Below are 23,637 nucleotides of genomic sequence, written 5' to 3' on the forward strand. Positions count from 1 at the left end.
AAATTTACCGCTGAGGTTCCGGAGTTTTTCTCGCTAACCCCTAAAAAGTCTCTGTGTAACTCCGTGAAAATCTCTGTGTACTTTGTGGTGAAATCAAAACTCCCCGCCCTCAACGGTAAACTCCTTTACTCAGCGTTTCAACCCCAAAAACAAAAATCTCTGTGTAACTCCGTGAAAACCTCTGTGTACTTTGTGGTAAAATCAAAACTCCCCGCCCTCCGAGGCAAACTCCTTTACTCAGCGGTTAAAACTAAAATCGCCCCAAAACAAAAAAGCCCGGAAAACAGAACCTGAGTTCCGTAATCCTGGGCTTTTGTTAACCTCGGGCACTACACACTATCCTTTTTAAACCACAATTCGTGCCTTCGGTGTTTCTTCCGGTTGTTGTGTTTGGCTGCTTATTTCCAGCCGCCGCCTAATGCGCGGTAAAGTTCTACCGTTGCACCGGCTTGCTGGCGTTGTATTGATGCCAGGTTAAGCTCGGCTTGCAGGGCGTTGCTTTGGGCTGTAATTACCTCAAGGTAATTAGCCATATCGCTTTTAAATAGTAATTGAGCATTTTTAATAGCCGTATGTAAGGTGTTCACCTGTCCGGTAGCTATCTGGCGTTGTTGCGCCAGTTTTTCGTTTTGTACCAAAGCGTTGCTTACTTCGCCAACGGCATTCAATACCGATTGTCTGAAACGTAACACAGCTTGTTCGCGTTGTATCTTGGCTACCTCGAACTGTGTTTTAAGCGCGCGCCTGTTAAATATAGGCTGCAAAACAGTACCCGATGCCAGGCCGAACAATGAACCCGGTACATTAAACCAATTGCTTGATTTAAAGCTTTCCAAACCACCTTGTGCCGATATGGTTAATGACGGATACATGTTGCCTTGCGCTACACCAACCTGCGCGTTAGCCGCTTTCAAAGCCATTTCATCCGAACGGATATCAGGCCTGCGGCTTACTACTGCTGCCGGTAAACCGGTAGGCAGGGTAACAGGCAGGTTCAGGCTCTCTAAACTCGCACTGCGGTTTACGGCAGATGGTAACTGACCTGCTAATTGTTGCAGGGCGGTTTCCTGTATAGCAATGCTTTGCTCCAGTTGCGGAATAAGCAGGGCGGTAGTTTGTTTTTGCGCGTCGGCTTGTTGTACCGCCAGCAGGTTAACTTCGCCTGCGTTTTTAAGCAGTTGGGTTAATTGCAGGGTGCTGTCGTTTAAGCTTAAATTGCGTTTGGCAATCAGCAATTGTTTATCCAGCATCAGCAGGTTATAATAACCTTGTGCAATATCAGCCACCAGTTGTGTTTGCACCGCTTTGGTAGCTTCGTAAGTTTGCAGGTATTGGGCTAATACGCCTTCTTTTTGGCGGCGCAGTTTACCCCATACATCCAGCTCCCATTGCAGGTTAAGGTTCGCATTGTAGTTTTCGATATGGCTTGTACCTAAAAACTGACTGGTGCTTAAACCATTCAAACTGTTATCTGAAGGGCGGTTGTATGAACCGGTAACCTGTAAGTTAAGGTTAGGCAGCAATAACAACTTAGCCTGTTTTAATTGCTGATTGGCAATATCGATACGTTTTACGGCAATTTGCAGATCGTAATTGTATTTAATGCCCTTATCAATAAGGTTTTGCAGGGTGGTGTCGGTAAAAAACTTCTTCCACTCAATATCGGCAATGCTGCTGGTATCGGCAAACGCGGTGGTGCCAAATTGCTTTGGCAGATCCACCGATGGGCGCTCGTAGTTTTTACCCACTTTACAAGCGCTTATGAACAGCGCGAGCAAAAGGCCCGTATATATGATGATATTATTCTTTTTCATGATATTATTTTGTTCAGGCATTTTCTAATTCAACTTCTTTTTTTACTACAGTTGGTTTTGGTTTGCCCGAAACTTTCTCCTGCAATGCCTGGAATATTACAAACAATACAGGTATAACGAACACACCTAAAATAACCCCGGTAAGCATACCGCCTACAGCGCCTGCTCCAATAGAGTGGTTACCCAAAGCCGAAGCGCCTTTTGCCCTCATCAGCGGTATAAGACCCACGATGAACGCGAATGAGGTCATCAGGATAGGGCGAAGCCTTAATTTTGATGCTTCTAAAGCTGCTTCAACCAAATCCATACCTGCTTTACGGCGTTGTACAGCGTACTCCACAATCAGGATGGCGTTCTTGGCCAGCAAACCGATGAGCATGATGAGACAGACCTGTACATAAATGTTATTATCGATACCCAGCATGTTGATGAACAGCATTACACCGAACACCCCTAATGGTATGGTAAGGATAACCGCCAGCGGCAGAATATAACTTTCGTACTGTGCCGATAGCAGGAAGTATACGAAGATCATACTCATGGCAAATATTAATAGTATTTGCGAACCTGACTGGATCTCCTCACGTGTCATACCGGTCCACTCGTAACCAAAGCCGCGTGGCAGGGTTTCTTTAGCGGTTTCCTGTATGGCCCTGATGGCATCACCTGTACTATAACCCGGTTTTGGCACACCGTTAATAGTTACGGCATTAAACAAGTTGTTACGTGTTACAGTCTCCGGTCCGAATACCCTTCTTAATTTTACAAGGGCATTAGCCGGTACCATTTTACCATCGGCGTTCTTAACAAATACATCGTTAAGCGTGGTAGGATTATCACGGTAAGCGGCATCAGCCTGTACCATTACCCTGTAGTATTTACCAAAGCGGTTAAAATCGCTCACGAAACTACTACCATAGTATACTTGCAGGGTTTGCAATAAGTCGGCTACTTTAACGCCCAGTTGTCTGGCTTTCTCGTTGTCAATATCCATTTGGTATTGAGGGTTACCAGCAGCAAAAGTGGTAAAGGCGTAGGCAATCTCTTTTTTCTGCATCAGCGCGCCTAAGAAAGCACGAGTGGTTGAATCAAGCTTACCCATTGTACCGTTGTTCCTGTCTTGCAGCATAAACTCAAAACCACTCACGTTACCAAAACCTTGTACCGTAGGGAACGTAAAGAAGAACGCGCTTGCACCTTTTACTTTGGTAGCTACCTCGGCGGTCATGTTAGCAGTGATCGTTGCCAGATCTTTGATCGGTCCACGATCGTCCTGTGCTTTCATGCGGATGAAACCGGCACCGTAAGGAGAAGCGTTAGCGTTAGAGATAAAGTTCAAACCCTCTACCATGTAATGGTTTTTGTTGATAGGGCTGTTCTTCACAATGTTATCAATCTCCTTCATGGCTTTGTGCGTTTGATCTAACGAACTGCCCGGAGGAGTATTCACTGCGTATAACAGGAAGCCCTGATCTTCAGTAGGGATAAAGCCTGTAGGTGTTTTCTTGATCATCACGAAAGTGATGGCTGCTACCAATGCCAAACCTGATATACCTACCCATTTGCGTTTTATTAGAAACTGTAGGGATTTAACGTATTTATCAGTCATGGCGTTAAACGCGATGTTGAACGCTGCAAAGAAACGGGCAGCAAAGTTTTTAGGCTTAGCTTCGTGTCCTTCTTCGCCCTCATGTGCATGCGGGTTTTTCAGGAATAATGCTGTCAGTGCCGGACTAAGCGTTAACGCGTTAACCGCAGATATTAAGATAGCGATGGCCAGGGTAAAGGCAAACTGCCTGTAGAATACACCCGCAGGGCCTTGCATAAAACCTACCGGTACAAACACCGCCGCCATTACTAATGTAATAGATATAATAGCGCCTGATATCTCACTCATTGATTCAACGGTGGCATCTTTAGCATTAAGCGTTGTTCGCTCCATTTTGGAGTGCACCGCCTCTACTACCACAATGGCATCATCCACCACAATACCTATGGCCAGTACAAGCGCGAATAGTGTAAGCAGGTTGATACTGAACCCGAAGAGGTTCATGAAGAAGAACGTACCGATAATAGCAACCGGTACTGCAATAGCAGGGATAAGGGTTGAACGGAAATCTTGCAGGAAGATGAATACCACAATAAATACAAGCACGAAGGCTTCAATTAAAGTGTGTTTTACCTGGTCGATAGAGGCATCCAAAAACTCTTTAGAGTTATACATTACCACAGGCTCAACACCTTTTGGCAGGGTAGTAGCAAACTCTTTTATCTGGCGTTCAGCTTCAGTTAAAATGTCGTTAGCATTTGAACCAGCGGTTTGGAAAATAGCCACACCCGATGTAGGGCCGCCATTTAATATACTGTTTGATGAATAAGTGTAAGATCCGAATTCAACACGCGCTATATCTTTCAGGTGAATGATCGATCCATCGCTGTTGGCTTTGATAATGATGTTTTCGTAATCTTTTACCTTGTTCAGTTTTCCTTTATATTTCAATACATACTCAAATACTTCCTTGCTGCTTTCGCCAAAACGACCCGGAGCAGCTTCTAAGCTTTGATCTTTAATAGCGCTGGTAACATCCTGCGGAGTAAGATTGTATGAGGTTAACCTATCAGGTTTTAACCATATACGCATAGAATAATCATGCGTACCGAAAGGCTGTGCCTGGCCTACACCGGGGATACGTTGTAACTGCGGGATAAGGTTGATTTTAATAAAGTTTTGTAAAAAGGTTTCGTTGTATGAAGTATCCTTACTGGCCAGGGCCACGAACATAATGATACTGTTTTGAACCTTTTGGGTTGATACCCCTGTTTGTACAGCTTCCTGTGGTATTTGGCTCAATGCCTTTGATACCCGGTTTTGTACGTTAACGGCTGCAATATCCGGATCGGTACCTTGTTTAAAGTAAACGTTTAGGGTCATCGAACCGTCGTTACTGGAGTTGGATGTCATGTAGGTCATGTTCTCCACACCGTTCACGGCTTCTTCAATAGGGGTAGCTACCGAACGAGCAACCACCTCGGCATTTGCACCCGGGTACGAAGCGGTAACCTGTACGGTAGGCGGTGCAATATCCGGGAACTGCGTAATGGGCAGGCTCACCAGTGATATGATCCCCAGCAGCAGGAGCAGGATGGAGATTACTGTTGAAAGGACGGGCCTTTCTATAAATTTTTTAAGCATGATTGTGGTATTAAGTACTCCTGAGTGTTTCAGGAGTACAGTTAATAAGGTGTTATATAGGGTGACTTACTTTATTATAAAGAAGCTGTTTTCAGCAAGCTATCAGCCGATATTGGTTTAGGTGTGATCACCATACCATCGCGCAGCCTGTCAATACCTTTGTAAACTATTTTGTCGCCGGCTTTTAAACCGCCCGATACCAGGTAGAAGTGGCCGCTTGTGCCGGTTACAGTAAGTGGTTTGCCTACAACTTTATTGCTATCAGCAAGGGCGTAAACAAATACTTTATCCTGTAGTTCAAAAGTAGCTTCCTGCGGTACGAGTAATGAACCTGAGTTAAGGCTCGGTATTTTAATTTTACCGGTGTTGCCTGATCTTAACAAGCCATTAGCGTTAGGGAAAGTAGCCCTGAAGCTGATAGTACCGTTCACTTTATCAAACTGACCTTGTGCCAGTTCAACTTTACCTTTTTGCGGGTAAGTAGTGTTGTCGGCCAGTACCAATTCAACAGCAGGCAACTTTTTAATTTTGTCTTGTATGGTAGCACCTGCGTACTGCTCTTTAAAGTTGATAAAATCAACCTCACTCATAGTAAAGTAAGCGTGCATTTCGCGATTTTCTGATAATACGGTTAAGGCTTCCACTTGTGTTTTGCCAACCAAACTACCTGTTTTAAAAGGAATGCTGCCTACATAACCATCTGCCGGGGCAGTAACGGTTGAGTAACCTACATTTATTTTAGCGGATTGTACCTGCGCCTGTGCTTGTGCTACGTTTGCTTTAGCGGCATCTTGCACTGCTTTGGCCGAGCGTAATTGAACATCTGATATAACGTTGTTCTCAACCAGCGGAGCAAGTTTAGCCACGTTAATTGAAGCGGTTTCAAGCGCTGCTTTAGCTGATAATAGCTGTGCTTTAGCGTTGTTCAGTTGCTCGGTATATGGCCTTGCATCAATGGTGAACAATGCCTGACCTTTGTGTACGTAAGCGCCTTCATCAACATGTATTGATTGCAGGTAACCATCCACTTGCGGACGAATTTCAATATCGCGGCTACCTTGTATAGCTGCTGTAAATTCGCTGTAGGTGGTAACCGGTTTGCTTTCTATACTTACAACCGGTAACTCTTGTGGCGGCGGAGCGCCTGCGCCCTGGTTAGCTGATGATGAGCCGCAGCTACTGTACAATACCATCCCCGCCATAGCTAAAAAGAGTGGTATGTTTTGCCTGATTTTCAGGATTGCTTTTGTGATCGTGTTCATTATGTTAATTGTTTAAGAGGTATGTGTTAATTTATATATATTGAGGAATTGATGTTTAAACATTGTTAATTTTCCTAACAGTGTTAGATATACTGAAAAAAAATTAAAGGCGCTAACTCATATTTTTGATGAATCCGCTGATCGCGTCATCCAAAACCATTTTGTTTAGCTCATCATCATTAATTATTGATGAGGTACCTACTATTTTAATAGAAATAAGTCCGTGCATTACCGACCAGAATGTATGGTACTTTAAGCAGGAGTTGATATCAGTACGTTTGTTCTTCGCTATCAGGTCTTCAATGGGTTCCATCATCAGGTCCCTGAATGATTCCTGCTCGGGCATTGCCTTACCAATTTCGCAGCAGGCCATGCCTATACCAAACATCAGCTGGTAGTGTTCTATATCGTTAATGGCGAAGTTCCAATAGGCATCAGCCATCGCTTTTATTTGTGCTGCCGGGTTGCCCACGTGCATGTCTTTCGCTTCCAGCATTTGGGTGGTAAGCATTTTGAAGCCCTTTTTTGCAAACTCAAGCAATATGGCTTCCTTGTTTTCAAAATGATCGTAAATAACCGGTACGCTATATTCAATAGCGTCAGCTATTTTACGGATAGAAAGTGATTGCCATCCTTCTGTTTTAACCATATTCCAGGCGGCACAAATAATGTCGTTCTTCACTTCTTCCTTCTGCCTTAACTTGCGCTCTAAAATTCCCATGTGTTATTTATCCTAACAGTGTTAGCAAAAGTAACAATGTATTAGTATTACTTGCAAGTGTTTTACCGGGCAAGTAGGGTTTTTGGCATTGTTATTATAGTTTGATGACAAATATGGCACCGGCAGACAATCGGATGAAAAATAATCGCAATAAAATAGGTGAAATGTTGAGGTTTTTTAAATGAGGGGCGAGGTTTCAGGTTCGGGGTTTGAGTGGATTGGGCAAGTTGTGAGTAGGACTTGAGTGAGAATTAAGCAGCGTGCAGACTTACGAAGTTTTAAAAACTTCGTAAGTCTTGAAAGTTTTTGATTTTTGAATTTTAACTTTTGAATTAAAACAAAAGCCATACACCGTGCTAAAAAAATCAGCATAATGTATGGCTTTTTATAGTAACGGGTGCTAAACCCGTATCGTAATTAAAATCTCCGGTTAGCTTTTACCCTTACAGGTACAAGGTTTCTGGCATCTTCAGCTTTTTGTTTGTATATCTTATATAATAAGAAAACAATAGAAAGCGGTACTAATACAAATATTGAGGTGATTATCATTAGGATAATCTCTGGTGTGCCTAAACCCATGGTATGTTTAAATTAAATGGTGAACATTAAACCTGCAACAAGGTAAGCAACTGATTGTTCATTAACAAATTTATTTAATTAATAAAATAAAGTGTTTCATGGTTTAAATGACCTTATGCTGATAAGCAGGTGAAAATATTACACACGGTTAAACCCTCACAGTTTCGGGCAGTCTAAATACCGTTTCACAGGCCTTGTATTTTGTAGCAAGGCGCGTAACCATTTTACCTAAACATTCATGAGATCACATATCAGCATGAAACTTAAAATTTTACTGGTGCTTTGGTTGTGCCCTTTATTAGCATGGGCGCAATGGTCATCGCCCAGGCCAAAACAGCAACCTCGTTTTCATCCTCCTCCCGCAAAGGTGGCTATGAAACTGCTGAGCGGCGAAATTAAAGATCATTTAACCATGCAGCCGGTGCCCTATGCTTCTATAGCGCTTTTAAACGCTGATAAATCTTGCAACGCCGAAGAGGATGGCATTTTTATGCTGTATAGCACCAATGTAAACCTTACCGATTCCTTATTAATTACCTGTACAGGTTACATGCCCCATAAAGTGGCGGTTGGCGATTTTGTAAACAACTGGATCATATTACTGCATCCGTGGCCAAAACCAAAACGAATTGCGCTTGCTGCAAAACCGCAAACAACCGAAAAAGTACTACTTAACCCCATCACCGATGAGGCTTTACAGTTTACCGGTCTTGATAAACCTGTTGAACGCTTTACCTATTTGCGGGTGGCGCAAAAGTTGGAAGCTCCGGTCGAAAAAACGCAGTTGAAAAGTATCAGGATTGGGCGCATGCGCATCAAAAGCCTCGAATTTGCACAGCAGACCAAATTTCTGGTGCACATATACGATGTTGACCCGGATACAGGCGGCCCGGGAGTGGAGCTGTCAGATACTACGATAATGGTAACCAATAAATCGTCGGAAGAGATAACGGTTAAGCCGCCATTGCCGGTTTTAATTCCGGGTAAGGCATTTTATGTATCGGTGGAGTGGTTGCGGATTGGGTATAATGTGTGTAAGCTTAAAATTCCGACATTTAAAAATGATGATCCTTTTGTTTATGACGATACCTATACGCCGTACATCGGCATTCAGCCCAAAAAAGGAACAAAGCTGAATATGTGGGCCTTAACCTACCACAATATATGGAAACCCTACACTTACTTTTCGCCCGATTATACTGACCTGGCCATATCTGCCGAAATAGTTTATTGATGAAAAAGGGCCGTATCATACTCTTGATTTTTATGCTGATGTGGCTGAATGGGTTTGCACAAACTTATTTTGGTAACGTAACCGACAAAAAAACAAAAGCTTCTTTAGCTTATGTAACGGTCACTTTAATTAAGGACAATATTGCTACCAGCACAGATGAGAAGGGAGCTTTCAGGCTTGCATCGCGCAAAGGGCAGGCTAACGATAGTCTGTTATTTACATTTGTGGGATATATTCCTGTAAAAATTGCCGCTGCGGCTTTGGCAAAAAAGCGGACAATTATAATGGAAGAAGATGAGGTGATACTGAACCAGGTAAACATTACATCGAAAGAAGTTAAAAAGAAAGAACTGAAGCTGAACAGCTTTTCGGTTTATGATCCGGGGTTTACGGCGATGCCAAGTTTTTATTTGAATTATGTACAGGTTGCCCGTAAGTTTATTTCGCCCAATGATATTTCCATACTCAAATCGGTACGTGTAGCGCGGCTCATCCGCTTCCCTAATGATATGGCCAGTTACAATTATAAAAACGGGCGCACCCGTTTCAGGATACGTATTTATGATGTTGACACGCTAACAGGTGGTCCCGGTAAAGATATATGCCGCGATACCATTGAGCTGCAAAATAACCGGAATACCTTTATCGAGGTAGACCTAAGTCAATCAAAAATATTGATCACCCATAAGGTATTTTTTATAGCTGTAGAATGGTTGCTGATCCCTTATAATGAAACCATTACCACAGCTTATGAGGCTTACAATGATGAGGTTAAAAACCACAAAAGAGGTTTTGCGAGATATACGCTCGAATACGATCCGGTAATTTATGGCGTACAGCCGCGTGGCAAAAGTAAAATACCGGGTACCTGGTTTATGGCCGTGCCTAATGGTAAATGGATGAGCGCCGCAAGTTACCAATACAATGCCGATGCCGCTATTTCGGCAGTGATCGCGGTTGAAAAATAAGTACTATTAATGAAAGCTATCTGCCTTGAAATAATCTTTATGTTACTGCTGCCGCTAAGCTGCCTGGCACAGCGTACTTATGTTGGCAGCGTGGTTGATAAAAATACAAAAGAGCCCTTGGCCTATGTAACCGTTACTTTAATAAAGGAAAACGTTGTTACCGGTACTGATACAACAGGCACGTTCAGGCTTGTCTCCCGTAAAATTATTCGTGATGATAGCATCGCTTTTACTTCGGTAGGCTATATTACTGTTAAAATTGTGGCAAGCACCTTGCTGAAAAGCCGCGTTATTATGATGCAGCAGGATGAGGTGATATTGAACGAAGTAAAGATCACTTCAAAGGAGGTAAAAAGAAAAGAGATAAAGTTGGGCAGCTTTTCGGTGTATGACCCGGGCTTTGGGGCAAGCCCAATCTATTATAGTAATTATGTACAGGCTGCCCGTAAGTTTATTTCGCCCAACAATATTTCATGGCTCCGGTCGGTACGTGTGGCAAGGCTTATCCGTTTCCCTATCGATGATCCTGTTGAGGGCTATTATAATTACAGGAATGGCCGAACCCGTTTCAGGATCCGTATTTACGCGGTCGACCCTATAACGGGTGGTCCGGGTAAAAGCATTTGCCGCGATACCATTGAACTGCAAAATAACCGGAACACCTTTATTGAGATAGACCTCACCAAAAACAACATCCGCATTACCGAAAAGGAGTTTTTTATAGCGGTAGAGTGGCTGATGATACCTTATAACGAAACCATTAATACATGGTATGTTGATTTTGCAGAGGAAGTAAAAGGCCGCAAAGATGGCTATGCCGAATACACGCTCGAATACGACCCGGTGCTTTACGGTGTAAAACCCCGTACCAAAGATAAGCTGCCAACAACATGGCTGTTAGAAGCACACGATGGTAAATGGACGAGCGCCGTCGAGTTGCAATATAATGCTGATGCCGCAATATCGGCTGTAATTGCGGTTGAAAAGTAAAATACGGCTATATCTGTGCATCCGTTATTTAACCCCGACCTTTTTGTAGCGTTACTAATAAACCTTACGTTTTAAAGGTAAACAAAGCAATAATTTTTATCTTTGCCAATGGGAACAGAAGATCGACCGGGTAGCTCCTCTGCTACATCTGCATTACCGGGTACTGCTGCCGCGCAGCCAATATATAATTTACAATTCGCGCTGTTATGTTTAAGCTCGCTGCTATTTTCGGCCAGCTACAATATGCTTATTCCGGAGTTGCCGGGTTATTTAAGCGGCCTGGGCGGTGCCGAATATAAGGGCCTTATCATAGCGCTGTTCACTTTAACTGCCGGTATTTCCCGCCCGTTCAGTGGTAAACTTACCGATACCCTTGGCCGTGTGCCTGTGATGGCGGTGGGCTCTATCGTATGTTTTGTGTGTGGCTTTTTGTATCCCTTGCTGGCTAATGTTACAGGTTTTTTACTATTGAGGTTGATCCACGGTTTTTCCACAGGGTTTAAACCTACCGCGACTGCCGCTTACGTGGCCGATGTTGTTCCGCAGTCGCGCTGGGGCGAGGCTTTGGGGATCCATGGCCTCTGTTTTAGCACGGGTATGGCGGTTGGCCCTGCAATAGGCAGTGCTATTACTTCAAGCTTTTCTATCAATGTGCTTTTCTATTGCTCATCGCTATTCGCGTTGATGTCCATCATTATATTGATGAACATGAAAGAAACTGTACGCCATAAGCACCCCTTCAGTTTCAGGCTGTTTAAAATATCAAAGTACGATATTATCGATATCCGCGTAATTCCCGCAGGTATCGTTACGTTTTTATCGTACATGCCTTATGGCATCATCATTACCCTAATACCCGATTGGAGCCAGCATTTAGGCATCGGCAACAAGGGGTTGTTCTTCATGGTGTTTACCATAGCTTCGTTGCTCATCAGGTTTATAGCCGGTAAGGTGTCTGACAGGTATGGCCGTATCTCGGTGATCAAAGCTGGTTTGCTTATCATCGTGATATCGCTGTTTATTGCCGGGTATGCCGATACGGTGAGCGGGCTAATGCTTACTGCAGTAGTTTACGGTATAGGCTCGGGCATATTATCGCCTGCCGTTAACGCCTGGACAATTGACCTTAGCGACCCGAAATCGCGCGGAAAGGCTGTTGCTACCATGTATATCTCGCTGGAAGCAGGCATAGGCATCGGCGCGCTTATTGCCGGCTGGATGTACCAGGACGTGATCAGCAAGGTGCCGGCCATATTTTATCTTTCCGCAGGTATTTCCGTATTGGCGCTCGCCTACATGTTTGTATGGAAGCGAACCCATTACCCCAGCATATTAAGCAGGCGCGTGGTTTAATTAACCATTGTATTACGGATGTTCTTTAATTGGTGGGTATGCCTTTGCGTATGGTATATTACAAAGTAAATAGCCTCCAGGCGGGTTAAGTTGCCATAAACCGGCAGCGCGAAAGAAGTGCAGGTTTTGCTAAGATCCATAGTTTTTATATCCTTTTGGATGGTTTGCTCAATATGTTGCAGATCATTCAAAAGATCGGCCTTTTTAAAGTCGGTATCTTCGGGCACTACAAAATCCGGTGATTTCATCTTGATGTTAAAGTTGAGGAAGTCGGCCTTGATCTGATCTGCAAATTCGGCGGCATCGCGTGTGGTATTGGCAACACTGCCACTTAGCATATCCGCGAAGCCTGAATTAGACATAATGATGTGGCGGGCGACTTGTCCGGGTGTCCAGCTACCGGCAAATGGTACGGTGTTGATCTGATGGTCATCAAACGATGAAACGATATTAATGAATTCGCCAATGGTTTTTTCGAAGCTATTGAGTGTGGTTTCCATAATTGTATTGAGTTGATTGCTTTAACTAATACAAATTTACAGTGCCCAAAAAGCTTTGGCAGGGTGAATAAACGACAGCTTAAGGGGTTGATAACGACAATTGTAAGTCATCGGTTTATCAACACATCACCGGGCTTTGCATTAAAATGTAATGTTTTTTTGCCCTTTAAAATGTATACTTATTATATTTTAGCTTTACCGAACGGGGTTTAGCATTCCGTTTTCAAATTGCACCATTTTAAAAAAGAATAACTATATGTATAACTTAAAAATCATTTCTTCGAGCGTAAGGCCCGGCCGTAAGGGTCCGATAGTGGCTAACTGGATTAAGAACCTGGCCGAGCAAACCGGTAATTTCAATGTTGAATACATCGATTTGGGCGAGCTTAACCTGCCGTTGATGAACGAGGCCAATCACCCAACCATGCAAAAATACGAGCACGAGCATACCCAAAAATGGAGCGCTACCGTTAACGAGGCCGATGCTTTTATATTTGTTACCGCCGAGTATGATTATGGTTATCCTGCTGCTTTACGCAACGCTTTTGAATACCTGTTTCATGAGTGGGGTTATAAACCGGCCGGTATTGTAAGTTATGGTGGTTTATCGGGTGGTACAAGAGCGGCTAACAGCTTAAAGGCCGATCTGTCCACCTTCAGGATAGTGCCGTTGTATGAGGCAGTAAATATTCCGTTCTTCTCTCAATATATTAATGATGACGGGCAGTTTATCCCAAGCGAAAGCGCCGAAAAATCTGCCGCTGTACAACTGCACGAACTGGTACGTTGGGCAAAAGGCTTAAAGGCTATAAAAGAAGATAAATAATAACATAGATGATGAACTACAGTCGCAATGCCGTATTGCAGCTGTAGTTCATATTATCCTAAAGTGCGAAAGTTGTTCTTTCCGGGGAGTTCGTCCTCATCAAAAAAATCGGCAAAGTTATACTCCAGTACCTCTGCAATACGATACAGCCGTTCAATAGTTACCTGCGAATAGCCCAGCTCAATTTTACTGTAAGCATTTTGCGAGATCCCCAGCTTTGCAGCAAGGTAATCCTGGCTGTAATTTCTGTCCTCTCTCATCCTTCTTATTTTATTGGCCACTGCCTTGGCTTTTGGGTGCATATTTTATTAGTAATAAATTAGTAATTATAGGTAATTAAATTAACTACGAAGTAAATAAGTAAGCGGATTTATTTAGGGTAAAGAATTTTAACTGGTTTTCGATAATACTTATTAAATGCTGATCAGCGGAGGGTGTGCTTCAGTCGATATCAAATAATTTTGGGTAACAGCTATTCTGTTTGTAGTGTGAGTGGCATTATCAGTATTTATAAATTGGTTGCACATACAACCCGCCGTTGTATTAAGTGTTTTAAGCCGAGGCCGATTTTTGGGATTTATTTAAATTTATTTGATAAAATATTTCCCAAAAATTTATTTGGGATAGATACACACGCCGAATAATAACATTCCGCAGAGTTGTATATTAAAAAGAGGCTGTTATATTTGTTAAAAACATTAATTCCTATGAAAAAAGTATTCTCATTATTTATAGTTGTTGTACTGGCAGTTACAGCAGTTAATGCCCAAAACGCCTGGGTAACACAAAAGATAGACGATAAGGTATCTGTGAAATTTCCATCGGCGCCAAAGGTTGAAAACGGTGTTTATCGCCTGAAGGATAAAGATAGCGTTGGCTATGCCCTAAACATTGTCGACTTTCAAGCCGTTGCCAATCTTGATTCGGCCGCGCTGGCGCCTATGAAAGATACCGAAGAGTTTGCCGGTCAGCTTAAGGCTGGTTTAGAGCAAAGCTTGCAAGGTATTGTACTGAGCGATATTACTATAGGTAAATGGAAAGGTTATACTACATACAGCTTAACAGGTAACAACGCGGCTAAAAAAACGAAGCTGTACCTGCAAATGATATTAATTGGCAGCAAAATGTACAGCATGTCGAGTGCGGTGCCCGATGCCGCTCCTGCCGCAGGCATAAAAAATAAAGACCTATATTTTACATCGGCAACGGTAAAATAGATCATTAATTACTATAGCAGCGGATTTGAAGGGTTATGCCACGGCGTAACCCTTTTTTTGTTGCCGGGTTAAAACAACAAATAATACCGTGTTTTCACCCCTTTCAGGAATATAATGCAGTGCTATCTTTACACCATTGGTAAGATGATTTACTGATAAGGACAACCCTACATTTACCACTACCAAAGGAAAAACAGCAGTCCTGATCAAAATTTTGCCGGTACGTTAAAAATATTGGAAATAGCCAATCCATCTAAATCACAATCACAAAAAAAGCGCTCTTGTAGTTTACAGGAGCGCTTTGCTTATTTAATGGAAGTATGTTGTTATGCTAAAGCATAAAGTTCTTCACGTTGTTTTTTAACGGCTTCGCTGTTAATGTATTCATCGTAACTCATCAGTTTATCAATGTAACCGGCAGGGGTTATCTCAATAATACGGTTGGCAACGGTTTCTACCAGTTCATGATCTCGTGAGGTAAACAATACCGTTCCGCGGAAATCTTTCATACCGTTGTTTAACGCTGTGATCGATTCCAGGTCGAGGTGGTTGGTAGGTTCGTCAAATAACAGTACGTTGGCTTGTTGCAGCATCATACGGCTAAACATGCAGCGCATTTTTTCACCGCCCGATAGCACATTGCTTTTCTTCAATACCTCTTCGCCGCTGAACAGCATACGGCCTAAAAAGCCACGGATAAACTGGTCGTCTTTTTCGCCCGGTGAATATTCGCGCAGCCAATCGATCAGGTTAAGATCTTTACCGGCAAAATATTCGGAGTTTTCGATAGGAATATCGGCAGCGTTAATAGTAACGCCCCATTTAAACTGACCTTTAAAGTCGGTATCCCTACCCATCAACACCTCGTAAAAAGCACTGGTAGCCAAACTGTTTTGTGAAATGATAGCTATTTTATCGCCCTTGTTAACCATGAACGATATATTGCCGAACATCACCTCGCCATTTTGAGTTTTACCCAGGTTTTCAACCTGTAGTATCTGATCGCCCGCCTCACGGCCAAGGTTGTTGAATATAATTCCCGGGTATTTACGGTTCGATGGCTGGATCTCGTCAAGGTTGATCTTATCCAGAGCCTTTTTACGGCTGGTAGCCTGTTTTGATTTTGATGCGTTCGCGCTAAAGCGACGGATGAAATCCTGCAATTCTTTCACGCGGTCTTCCAATTTCTTGTTCTGGTCGCTGCGTTGTTTCAATGCCAACTGGCTCGATTCGTACCAGAACGAGTAGTTACCGGTATAAATGGTCATCTTACCAAAGTCAATATCAACCACGTGGGTACACACGGTATCTAAAAAGTGCCTGTCGTGCGATACTACCAGTACAATAGCCTCGTAGCTTGCCAAAAAGTCTTCGAGCCAGCTTACGGTGTTAATGTCCAAATCGTTGGTAGGCTCATCCAGTAATAATATTTCGGGTTTACCAAAAAGTGCTTGTGCCAGTAACACACGTACTTTTTGCTTGCCATCAATCTCTTTTACTTGTTTGTAGTGAAGGTCTTCTTTAATACCTAAGTTGCTCAATAGGGTAGCGGCATTGCTTTCAGCATTCCATCCATCCATTTCGGCAAAAAGGTTTTCCAGCTCGCCGGCACGTTCGCCATCGGCATCGCTAAAATCTTCCTTCAGGTAAATAGCGTCTTTTTCTTTCATTACAGCGTACATTTCGCTGTGGCCCATCAGTACGGTTTCAATAACAGTATACTCATCAAACTCGTGGTGGTTTTGCTTCAGCACGGCCATGCGCTCGCCGGGTGTAAAACTTACCGAGCCGGTAGTAGGGTCAATCTCTTTTGATAATATCTTTAAAAACGTTGACTTACCCGCGCCGTTAGCGCCAATAATACCGTAGCAATTGCCGTGGGTAAACTTTAAGTTAACGTCTTCAAATAATGTACGTTTGCCGTAGCGTAATGTTAAATTTGATACTGTGATCATGCTGCACCTGTAATTTGGCGCAAAAATACGGTTAATTAATTCAAGATAAAAGCGACTGAGAAATTAACATCAAAATCGGTTTTGTTAACTTTTGCGCATCTGATTTATGTTTTTGACGATTTTTTGGGGCTAAGTGTTGCTGTGGCAGTATTATTTTGTAATTTTAGGATATTAAATATTCCTGTATTCAATTTAATATTACCCCCTTTGTTAAATTTAATAGGTGCCGTGTATTCTGTTGGCAGTAGTATTTATATCCCCCTATAATAACTATTGATGACAGTTTATTCTATTGAGCCTCATAATAATGAACGGCTTTATAAAACATTGGTGAACGATGTTTTGGCCGGAACATGGAATTGGGATATTAAAGCCAATTACCTGTACGTATCGCCTTCCCTTAAAGCCATGATAGGTTATGGCGAAGATGAGCTCGTTGAGTTTGCCACCTGGCGGGATATAATGCACCCCGATGATCTCGCCATAGTAGATGAGGCATTAAAAGCTCATTTTAACAGTAAAGGTGAAATAGCCTACAGCCCAGATGTAAGGTATTACCACAAAAACGGATCGATAGTTTGGGTTACCTGTACCGGCCGTGTAATTGAGTGGGATGAGAATGGCCAGCCATTGCGCATGGTGGGTGTGCATATTGATATTACCAAGTATAAGGTAATTGAACAAAAACTTAAAAAAACCAAAGATCTTTTAAATAAAACCAACCTTAGCGTAAGCCTTGGCGGCTGGGAGTTTGATGTAGCCAACAATAAACTGGCCTGGACACGTGTAACCAAACAAATACACGAAGTGCCGTTTAATTACGAACCGTCGGTAGATGATGCCCTGGGCTTTTATAAGGAAGGTTTGGGGCGCGAGGCATTGCGTAAAGGGGTAGAGGAGGCCATGGCAACCGGGAAGAGCTATGATACAGAAGCCCTATTGATCACCACTACGGGGCGCGAAGTTTGGGTACGCACCATTGGCAATGCCGAGTTTGAGGATGGCAAATGTGTACGACTGTTCGGTACGTTGCAAAACATTGACGAGGAAATGAAGATAAAGCTCGAATTGCAAAGCAGTGAAGCGCGCTTTAAGGGGGCTTTTGAAAATTCAACCATTGGTATGGCGCTGGTATCGCCGGAAGGTAAATGGCTTAAGGTAAACCAAAACCTGATCAGTTGTTTAGGCTATACCGAAGATGAACTGAACCAGATCACCTTTCAGGATATTACCCACCCGGAAGACCTGGAGAAAGACCTCGACCTGCTGAACAAGCTGATAAAAGGCGAAGTACACCATTACCAAATGGAGAAACGCTATTTTCATAAAAACGGCAGTGTTATTTGGGCGCTGCTTAGTGTATCATTAGTGCGCGATGAAAGGGGCAACCCTTTACACTTCGTATCGCAGATACAGGATATTACAGATAAAAAACTACAGGAAGAGCAAATAAAGGCTACGCTCGATGTAGTGAACCATCAGAACGAGCGCCTGCTTAACTTCGCCTACATTGTGTCGCATAACCTTCGTACGCATTCGGGCAACTTTCAGTCGCTGATTGATATGGTGAACGACCCCGAAACGGAACCCGACGAAAAAACGCATTTACTAAAACTGCTGCAAAACGTATCAACCCAGTTGAGCGATACTATTGTTAACCTTAACGATGTAGTATCCATACAAACCAGTAACCTTAAAAAGGCCAATATTAACCTTAACAGCTATATAGAGCGTACCATTGATGTAGTGGCAGGCGATGTAAGTAAACACAGGGTAATCATTAAAAATAATGTCGATCCCGCGGCAGAGGTGCTGTATCATCCCGCCTATCTCGAAAGTATACTGCTCAACTTTGTTACCAACAGCATTCGCTACCGCCACCCCGAAAGGCAGCCCGAAATAATCATTAACCTTACCGATACGGTGGGGGGCAGGGTATTAACCGTTGCCGATAATGGTTTGGGGATAGATTTGGCCAGGCATGGCAAAAACCTGTTTGGTATGTATAAAACCTTTCATGGTAATAAAGAAGCACGGGGCGTGGGCCTGTTCATCACCAAGAGCCAGGTTGAGGCCATGGGCGGTAAAATTGATGTGGAAAGCAAGGTAGATGAGGGTACTACGTTCAGGGTGTTTGTCAGTTGATGAGAAATGCTAACACTTTTTGTATTTTAATTACACACTTTTACACAGCGCGATTGTCGGCATTTCCCGTATTTCCCCAATTTGTGCAATCAAAACTTACAACCATTGGTTGTAAAATGCTGTTTTACACAATTATGACGGCTTAAATGTAAACTAAATGCTGATTTACAGCGTTATACATACATTATTACGCATACCAATTAAAACCGGGAAATTTTGGAACAAACTTTGACTTATTTATAACAGGAACAGATTTCAATAACAATTTAAAAAGCAAAGTTATGATCGCATTAATCGCAAGCCTTATAGTTATCAACTTAGTAGTGGTACTGGCCCGCAAATCATCACCAAGAAGGCTTTATTAATAAGCCGCCAACAATATATAACAAGCTTAGCCCAGTATGGTGCCTAAAGTTTGGGTTTCGTGGTCTGCCAGCTTTTGTAGCGGGCCCGAAGCAAGCATCTTCATCATCATGTTCAGTTCGGCCGCAATGGTGAACTGAACTGATGTGTACTCCGCCTCCTGCGCCAGTAACCACTGCAGTTTAATTTCAAAGGGAGGTGTATCAGCAGCAACAATACTTATTACCGAATTTTCTATCCGGCTTTCAACCACTAAGGCAAGCTTCGCCATGTTTTTTATGGTAAAGCTTGCTTCGTCGGCCGTTGAGCGCCAGTCCTGTATGCTTTCAGGCATTAATTGCTGGTGGTTATTGAGGTTGTTCAAAAACTGATAAACCTCACTAACCGGACGGGCTATATTTACAGTGCTTTCAAATAATGTCATAGGTAGATGCTAATGTTTTATTGTCCCCAGGTATCCGGAGAGGTACGCCATTGTTTAAGTACTTCAACGTCGGCAGGTAAAATATACTGTTGTTCTTCGGCATATTTTAACAGCGCGTTATAGTTAGATAACGTAACAAAAGGGCATTTAGCATTTTTAAAGTTTTCGGTAGCTACATCAAAGCCATAGCTGAATATGGCTGCCAGTCCTGCTACATCGTAACCGGCTTCGCGTAAGGCATCAACGGCTTGCAGGCTGCTTTTACCTGTCGATATCAGGTCTTCTATTACTACAACCCTTTGTCCGCTCATTATTTCGCCTTCAATAAGGTTGCCGCGGCCATGTTCTTTAGCCTTGGCGCGTACATAAATAAAAGGAAGCCCTAACTCCTGCGCCACAAGCGCGCCCTGCGGAATACCCGCCGTAGCTACGCCCGCAATACATCCTACAGCTCCAAAAGTCTCCTGAATTATGGTGGTTAATTTTTGCCTGATGTACGTACGGATTGACGGATGGGACAATGTAACACGGTTATCACAATAAATTGGAGATTTCCAGCCCGATGCCCATGTAAAAGGATTGTTAGGTTGTAATTTAATTGCTTTAATTTGCAACAGGAATTCAGCTACCTGCTGTTCTATTTCAGTATTATTAAACATGGCTCAAAAATACAGAATTTATATCAACCAAACGGTTATTCTTATAACAGAAACCGCACCCGAAAAAGTTGAAGCCGATCAATTGATTGATGCTCAAACTTTTAGTTTGAAAACTATTTACCCTAAAATTTTAAAATCGGGCAAAGCCGTTTTTTATGTGGTATGTGAAGATGCAAAGGCTTTTATTAAAAAAATAGAAGCCGCTACCACAACCATAGTAGCTGCCGGTGGCCTGGTGAAGAATGAAGATGGGCATTATTTATTCATTTACCGTAACGATAAGTGGGATTTGCCTAAGGGAAAGATAGAAAAGGGCGAAGGCATTAAAGAAGGCGCGGTGCGCGAGGTAGAGGAAGAATGCGGCATATCGGTAAATAAACTGGGCAAAAAAATATGCAAAACCTACCATGTGTATACCATTAAAAAAGAAGTGGTATTAAAGAAAACGCATTGGTATAAAATGAAATATAAAGGCCAGGAAAAGCTGAAGCCTCAAAAAGAAGAAGGCATTACCGATGTACGCTGGTTTAAAAAAGGCCAGGTAGGTACCATTGTTGAAAATACCTTCCCGTCAATTATGGATGTGCTGGTAAAAACCGAACTGGTTAAAGAAAAGCCAGTGCCTCCTTTGGTATAAACTGGCTGATATCGCCGTTGTGGCGCAAAATTTCGCGCACAATGGTTGAGCTGATGGCCGAGTAACCGGGTTTGCTTACAATAAAGATACTCTCTATATCGGGCGCAAGGGTATGGTTCATTTGAGCTATACCCTTTTCGTATTCAAAATCTGATACGGTACGTATCCCGCGGATCATGAAGTTGGCATCGATGCTCTTGCAAAAATCAACCGTTAGGCCTTCGTAAGCGATGATGTGTATTTTGGGTTCGTGCTCAAAAACGGCACGCAACATTTGCTGGCGGGTTTCAATACTTAAAAAGCTCGATTTTAAACTATTTGCCCCAATGCCTATATAAACCTTATCAAACAAGGCCAGCGAGCGTTTAACAATATCAACGTGAGCTTTGGTAACAGGATCAAACGAACCCGGAAAAAGAGCGATATTCATAGTATCAGCAATTGTTTGCCCAAAAGTAGCTATTAATGTTCAAGAATAATGATTTAAGCATCAGTAAATCCTTTAATCAAAATATTCAAAGCCTTCAATCATTCTCAATCCCAAACCCCATTATCATCATCAAAGTCAAAATCCCGCCAATCAATCCTAATCAAAAAAATCATGGTTTACTTTCACCCCTAACCAATCCAGGTCAAAATCCCATCAATCAATCCTAATCAAGAAAATCAAGGTCACTGTTTACCCCAGCAAGTCAAGGTTTATTTGAGCATACTGCAACAGCATTATCGTTTTGCCATCGCGTATTTCGCCTGTTTTTACCATTTCAAGTGCAGCTGCAAACGGAATTTCGAGTACTTCAATGTTTTCTGTTTCTTCTTCAATACCACCGCCCTCGCTCACTTTCATGCCCTTATCGTATTCGGCCACAAAAAAATAGATAAGTTCGGTAACCGAGCCCGGCGACATATAAGCCTCAAATACCTTTTTAACGGATGATACCTTATAGCCGGTTTCTTCTTCGGTTTCGCGTTTTATGCAATCTTCCGGATTGTCTTTATCAAGCAAACCCGCGCAGGTTTCAATAAGGTAACCCTGGCTATTACCGTTAAGATAAGTAGGCATCCTGAACTGACTGGTTAAAACTACCGTTTTGCTATGCTTGTTGTAAAGTAATATGGTAGCGCCGTTGCCGCGGTCATAAGCCTCACGCGATATGGTTTCCCACTCTCCGTTTTTTAATTGATGATCAAACGTTACTTTATTTAAGGTGTACCAGTTGTTCGATAAAACCTCTGTATGTATGTTTCTTATTTTTTCGTTTGCCATTTTATATGCGAATGAGGTTAAGGTGCTTTAAAAAAGGAGAAGGACGAATGCCCGTATTTACGCTGATCGGTAAAATTGGGGTGGCCGCTTAGGTTTTGCAGCGATTGATGTTCTACAATAAGCAAACCGCCGGGTACAAGTAATTCTTTCTCGAAAACGATCTTCGGTATTTCAGGGATCTTGTTGAGATCATACGGCGGATCGGCGAATATAAGGTCGTACTTTTCGCTTTCTATATCCAGATATTTAAATACATCGGCCTTGAAGGTTTTGATATTTTCGAGGCGATGTTTTTGCGCGGTATCTTTTAAAAAGATAATGCCACCCTGGTTACGGTCAACCGCCTGCACTAACGACGCGCCCCGTGAAGCAAACTCCAGCGAGATATTGCCCGTGCCGCTAAACAGGTCGAGTACCTTAATGCCATCAAGATCAATTTGATTTTGCAGGATATTGAACAGGGCTTCCTTTGCCAGATCGGTAGTAGGGCGTACAGGTAAATTTTGCGGCGGATTGATCCTTAAACCCCTTAATGTACCCCCAATTATCCGCATAACGTTAATGCCGAAAGTGACAGGATATGTTGCGCCTTAACCGAAACAGGCAATTGCAGTAATTGTATGGTGTTCAGCTCAACGTGTTTAAAAAATTCAGCCAACCGCTTAAAATTGGCATCGTCGCTACTTACTTTGCCACTTAAATTTAAATGAATGCTGCCGGGTTGCAGCTTCAATTGCTCGGCTACAAAGGCAGTATAATAAGTTAGTTCATCGGCGTTGTAAAACTCAAAGCTGTTAAAAAAACGCAGCTTGCCCTGGTTGTAATATAAAAAGCTAACCTTGTTGGCGTTGAGTTCGAGGTATAGCGTATCATCGTTAGGGTTGTAGTTGGCAATGGCCTTTATCCAGCCCTTTAAGCCAAAAATAGAATTGTTCAGCTCAAATTTTTCGACGGCGGCAACAGTGCCGTTGCTTACTTTGTATACCACACGGTTTTCGGTATCAAGTTCCTGTACAAATACCTTTTCATCGGCTTGTACATTTAACAGGCGGGCTAATAAACCAATATGCGCGTCGCTGTAAACGGCTTCGGGTACAAGGGTGAAGCTAAGTGCAGGCACGCCGGTAATTACCTGTTTGTATTTTGCGGTCAACAGGTCGCGTAATTCATCGGGATTGGTCAGCTCATCTAACGGATGCCCGCTGCCCCAGGCCAATAGCCTACTGCCTTGCGTTACCGCGTAAGCGAACGAAGCTGCCTCAATTTGCAACAGCAATACATAACCTTCGGCCTGGTCGAGGCTAAAGTCGTCATCGTAATAATTATAGTCAGGTTCGTTCATGAGCTAAGCAAAAGTAGTATTTTTTTTGTTGTGGCAAATATTTGACTTCTTCTGTTATGAGGTTCGGGGTTTCAGGTTTGAGGTTTGGGTAAGAGTAGAGCAATTATAACCGGCAGTAAACAGTAAATAATGATTAAACCTTATGGCCAAAATGCTATCCTAAGAATAATATTTGCAACTTAACACCT

General features: G+C 42.8%; 21 protein-coding genes. 8 read left to right on the forward strand and 13 right to left on the reverse strand.

What is annotated here, in order from left to right; translation table 11 throughout:
• Positions 1-398 precede the first annotated feature (398 nt).
• The 4 genes from AC07NA_RS06350 to AC07NA_RS06365 form a co-directional block, all read right to left on the reverse strand.
• Positions 399-1,814, reverse strand: coding sequence for an efflux transporter outer membrane subunit (locus AC07NA_RS06350; protein WP_494896634.1), 1,416 nt, complete (start codon positions 1,812-1,814; stop codon positions 399-401).
• Between the two features lie 13 nt (positions 1,815-1,827).
• Positions 1,828-5,007, reverse strand: a complete 3,180-nt coding sequence (locus AC07NA_RS06355; protein ID WP_494896636.1) for an efflux RND transporter permease subunit — start codon at positions 5,005-5,007, stop codon at positions 1,828-1,830.
• Between the two features lie 74 nt (positions 5,008-5,081).
• On the reverse strand, positions 5,082-6,269 hold the full coding sequence (locus tag AC07NA_RS06360) for an efflux RND transporter periplasmic adaptor subunit (protein ID WP_494896638.1): 1,188 nt from the start codon (positions 6,267-6,269) through the stop codon (positions 5,082-5,084).
• 112 nt (positions 6,270-6,381) lie between these two features.
• Entirely contained in the window at positions 6,382-6,990 is a 609-nt protein-coding gene (locus AC07NA_RS06365) for a TetR/AcrR family transcriptional regulator (RefSeq protein WP_345210091.1), read from the reverse strand.
• A gap of 817 nt (positions 6,991-7,807) precedes the next feature.
• Here AC07NA_RS06365 and AC07NA_RS06370 point away from each other — a divergent pair.
• From AC07NA_RS06370 to AC07NA_RS06385, 4 genes are all read left to right on the forward strand, one after another.
• Entirely contained in the window at positions 7,808-8,803 is a 996-nt protein-coding gene (locus tag AC07NA_RS06370) for a peptidase associated/transthyretin-like domain-containing protein (protein WP_494896641.1), read from the forward strand.
• Positions 8,803-9,771, forward strand: a complete 969-nt coding sequence (locus AC07NA_RS06375; RefSeq protein ID WP_494896643.1) for a carboxypeptidase-like regulatory domain-containing protein — start codon at positions 8,803-8,805, stop codon at positions 9,769-9,771. The genes AC07NA_RS06370 and AC07NA_RS06375 overlap by 1 nt, the downstream gene beginning before the upstream one ends.
• A gap of 9 nt (positions 9,772-9,780) precedes the next feature.
• The gene (locus AC07NA_RS06380; RefSeq protein ID WP_494896645.1) at positions 9,781-10,761 is read left to right on the forward strand and encodes a carboxypeptidase-like regulatory domain-containing protein; all 981 of its coding nucleotides are present in this window, start codon (positions 9,781-9,783) and stop codon (positions 10,759-10,761) included.
• Between the two features lie 108 nt (positions 10,762-10,869).
• Positions 10,870-12,114, forward strand: a complete 1,245-nt coding sequence (locus tag AC07NA_RS06385) for an MFS transporter (protein WP_494896647.1) — start codon at positions 10,870-10,872, stop codon at positions 12,112-12,114.
• Here AC07NA_RS06385 and AC07NA_RS06390 read toward each other — a convergent pair.
• The gene (locus AC07NA_RS06390; protein WP_494896649.1) at positions 12,111-12,614 is read right to left on the reverse strand and encodes a DinB family protein; all 504 of its coding nucleotides are present in this window, start codon (positions 12,612-12,614) and stop codon (positions 12,111-12,113) included. The genes AC07NA_RS06385 and AC07NA_RS06390 overlap by 4 nt on opposite strands.
• 256 nt (positions 12,615-12,870) lie before the next feature.
• Between AC07NA_RS06390 and AC07NA_RS06395 the strand changes: the two genes are divergently transcribed.
• Positions 12,871-13,440: an NADPH-dependent FMN reductase gene (locus AC07NA_RS06395; RefSeq protein WP_494896651.1), complete on the forward strand. Its 570-nt coding sequence runs from the start codon at positions 12,871-12,873 to the stop codon at positions 13,438-13,440.
• A 53-nt stretch (positions 13,441-13,493) separates the two neighbouring features.
• Here AC07NA_RS06395 and AC07NA_RS06400 read toward each other — a convergent pair whose 3' ends face one another.
• The gene (locus AC07NA_RS06400; RefSeq protein WP_345210084.1) at positions 13,494-13,742 is read right to left on the reverse strand and encodes a helix-turn-helix domain-containing protein; all 249 of its coding nucleotides are present in this window, start codon (positions 13,740-13,742) and stop codon (positions 13,494-13,496) included.
• Between the two features lie 405 nt (positions 13,743-14,147).
• Between AC07NA_RS06400 and AC07NA_RS06405 the strand changes: the two genes are divergently transcribed.
• Positions 14,148-14,657 carry a hypothetical protein gene (locus AC07NA_RS06405; RefSeq protein WP_494896653.1) on the forward strand — a complete coding sequence of 170 codons (510 nt, stop codon included), beginning with the start codon at positions 14,148-14,150 and terminating at the stop codon, positions 14,655-14,657.
• Positions 14,658-14,983: 326 nt separating this feature from the next.
• Here the strand turns inward: AC07NA_RS06405 and AC07NA_RS06410 are convergent, their stop codons facing one another.
• Positions 14,984-16,612 (reverse strand): ABC-F family ATP-binding cassette domain-containing protein, encoded by a 1,629-nt coding sequence (locus tag AC07NA_RS06410; RefSeq protein ID WP_494896655.1) that lies wholly within the window; start codon positions 16,610-16,612, stop codon positions 14,984-14,986.
• A 276-nt stretch (positions 16,613-16,888) separates the two neighbouring features.
• Here AC07NA_RS06410 and AC07NA_RS06415 point away from each other — a divergent pair, with 276 nt between their 5' ends.
• Positions 16,889-18,757, forward strand: a complete 1,869-nt coding sequence (locus AC07NA_RS06415; RefSeq protein ID WP_494896657.1) for a PAS domain-containing sensor histidine kinase — start codon at positions 16,889-16,891, stop codon at positions 18,755-18,757.
• 391 nt (positions 18,758-19,148) lie between these two features.
• Here AC07NA_RS06415 and AC07NA_RS06420 read toward each other — a convergent pair whose 3' ends face one another.
• The gene (locus tag AC07NA_RS06420; protein WP_345210080.1) at positions 19,149-19,544 is read right to left on the reverse strand and encodes an SRPBCC family protein; all 396 of its coding nucleotides are present in this window, start codon (positions 19,542-19,544) and stop codon (positions 19,149-19,151) included.
• 17 nt (positions 19,545-19,561) lie between these two features.
• Positions 19,562-20,203: an orotate phosphoribosyltransferase gene (pyrE, locus tag AC07NA_RS06425; protein ID WP_345210079.1), complete on the reverse strand. Its 642-nt coding sequence runs from the start codon at positions 20,201-20,203 to the stop codon at positions 19,562-19,564.
• Here pyrE and AC07NA_RS06430 point away from each other — a divergent pair.
• Positions 20,202-20,840 carry an NUDIX hydrolase gene (locus AC07NA_RS06430; RefSeq protein WP_494896658.1) on the forward strand — a complete coding sequence of 213 codons (639 nt, stop codon included), beginning with the start codon at positions 20,202-20,204 and terminating at the stop codon, positions 20,838-20,840. The two genes, pyrE and AC07NA_RS06430, sit on opposite strands and share 2 nt — an antisense overlap.
• Here AC07NA_RS06430 and coaD read toward each other — a convergent pair.
• The 4 genes from coaD to AC07NA_RS06450 form a co-directional block, all read right to left on the reverse strand.
• Positions 20,809-21,270 (reverse strand): pantetheine-phosphate adenylyltransferase, encoded by a 462-nt coding sequence (gene coaD / locus AC07NA_RS06435; protein WP_345210077.1) that lies wholly within the window; start codon positions 21,268-21,270, stop codon positions 20,809-20,811. The genes AC07NA_RS06430 and coaD overlap by 32 nt on opposite strands.
• 249 nt (positions 21,271-21,519) lie before the next feature.
• On the reverse strand, positions 21,520-22,107 hold the full coding sequence (gene nudK / locus AC07NA_RS06440; RefSeq protein ID WP_494896660.1) for a GDP-mannose pyrophosphatase NudK: 588 nt from the start codon (positions 22,105-22,107) through the stop codon (positions 21,520-21,522).
• 17 nt (positions 22,108-22,124) lie between these two features.
• The gene (gene rsmD, locus AC07NA_RS06445) at positions 22,125-22,661 is read right to left on the reverse strand and encodes a 16S rRNA (guanine(966)-N(2))-methyltransferase RsmD (RefSeq protein ID WP_494896661.1); all 537 of its coding nucleotides are present in this window, start codon (positions 22,659-22,661) and stop codon (positions 22,125-22,127) included.
• Positions 22,652-23,449 carry a DUF3822 family protein gene (locus AC07NA_RS06450; RefSeq protein WP_494896662.1) on the reverse strand — a complete coding sequence of 266 codons (798 nt, stop codon included), beginning with the start codon at positions 23,447-23,449 and terminating at the stop codon, positions 22,652-22,654. The genes rsmD and AC07NA_RS06450 overlap by 10 nt, the downstream gene beginning before the upstream one ends.
• Between the last annotated feature and the right edge of the window lie 188 nt (positions 23,450-23,637).

It is taken from the genome of Mucilaginibacter sp. GW821-FHT07G05 (assembly GCF_059418565.1).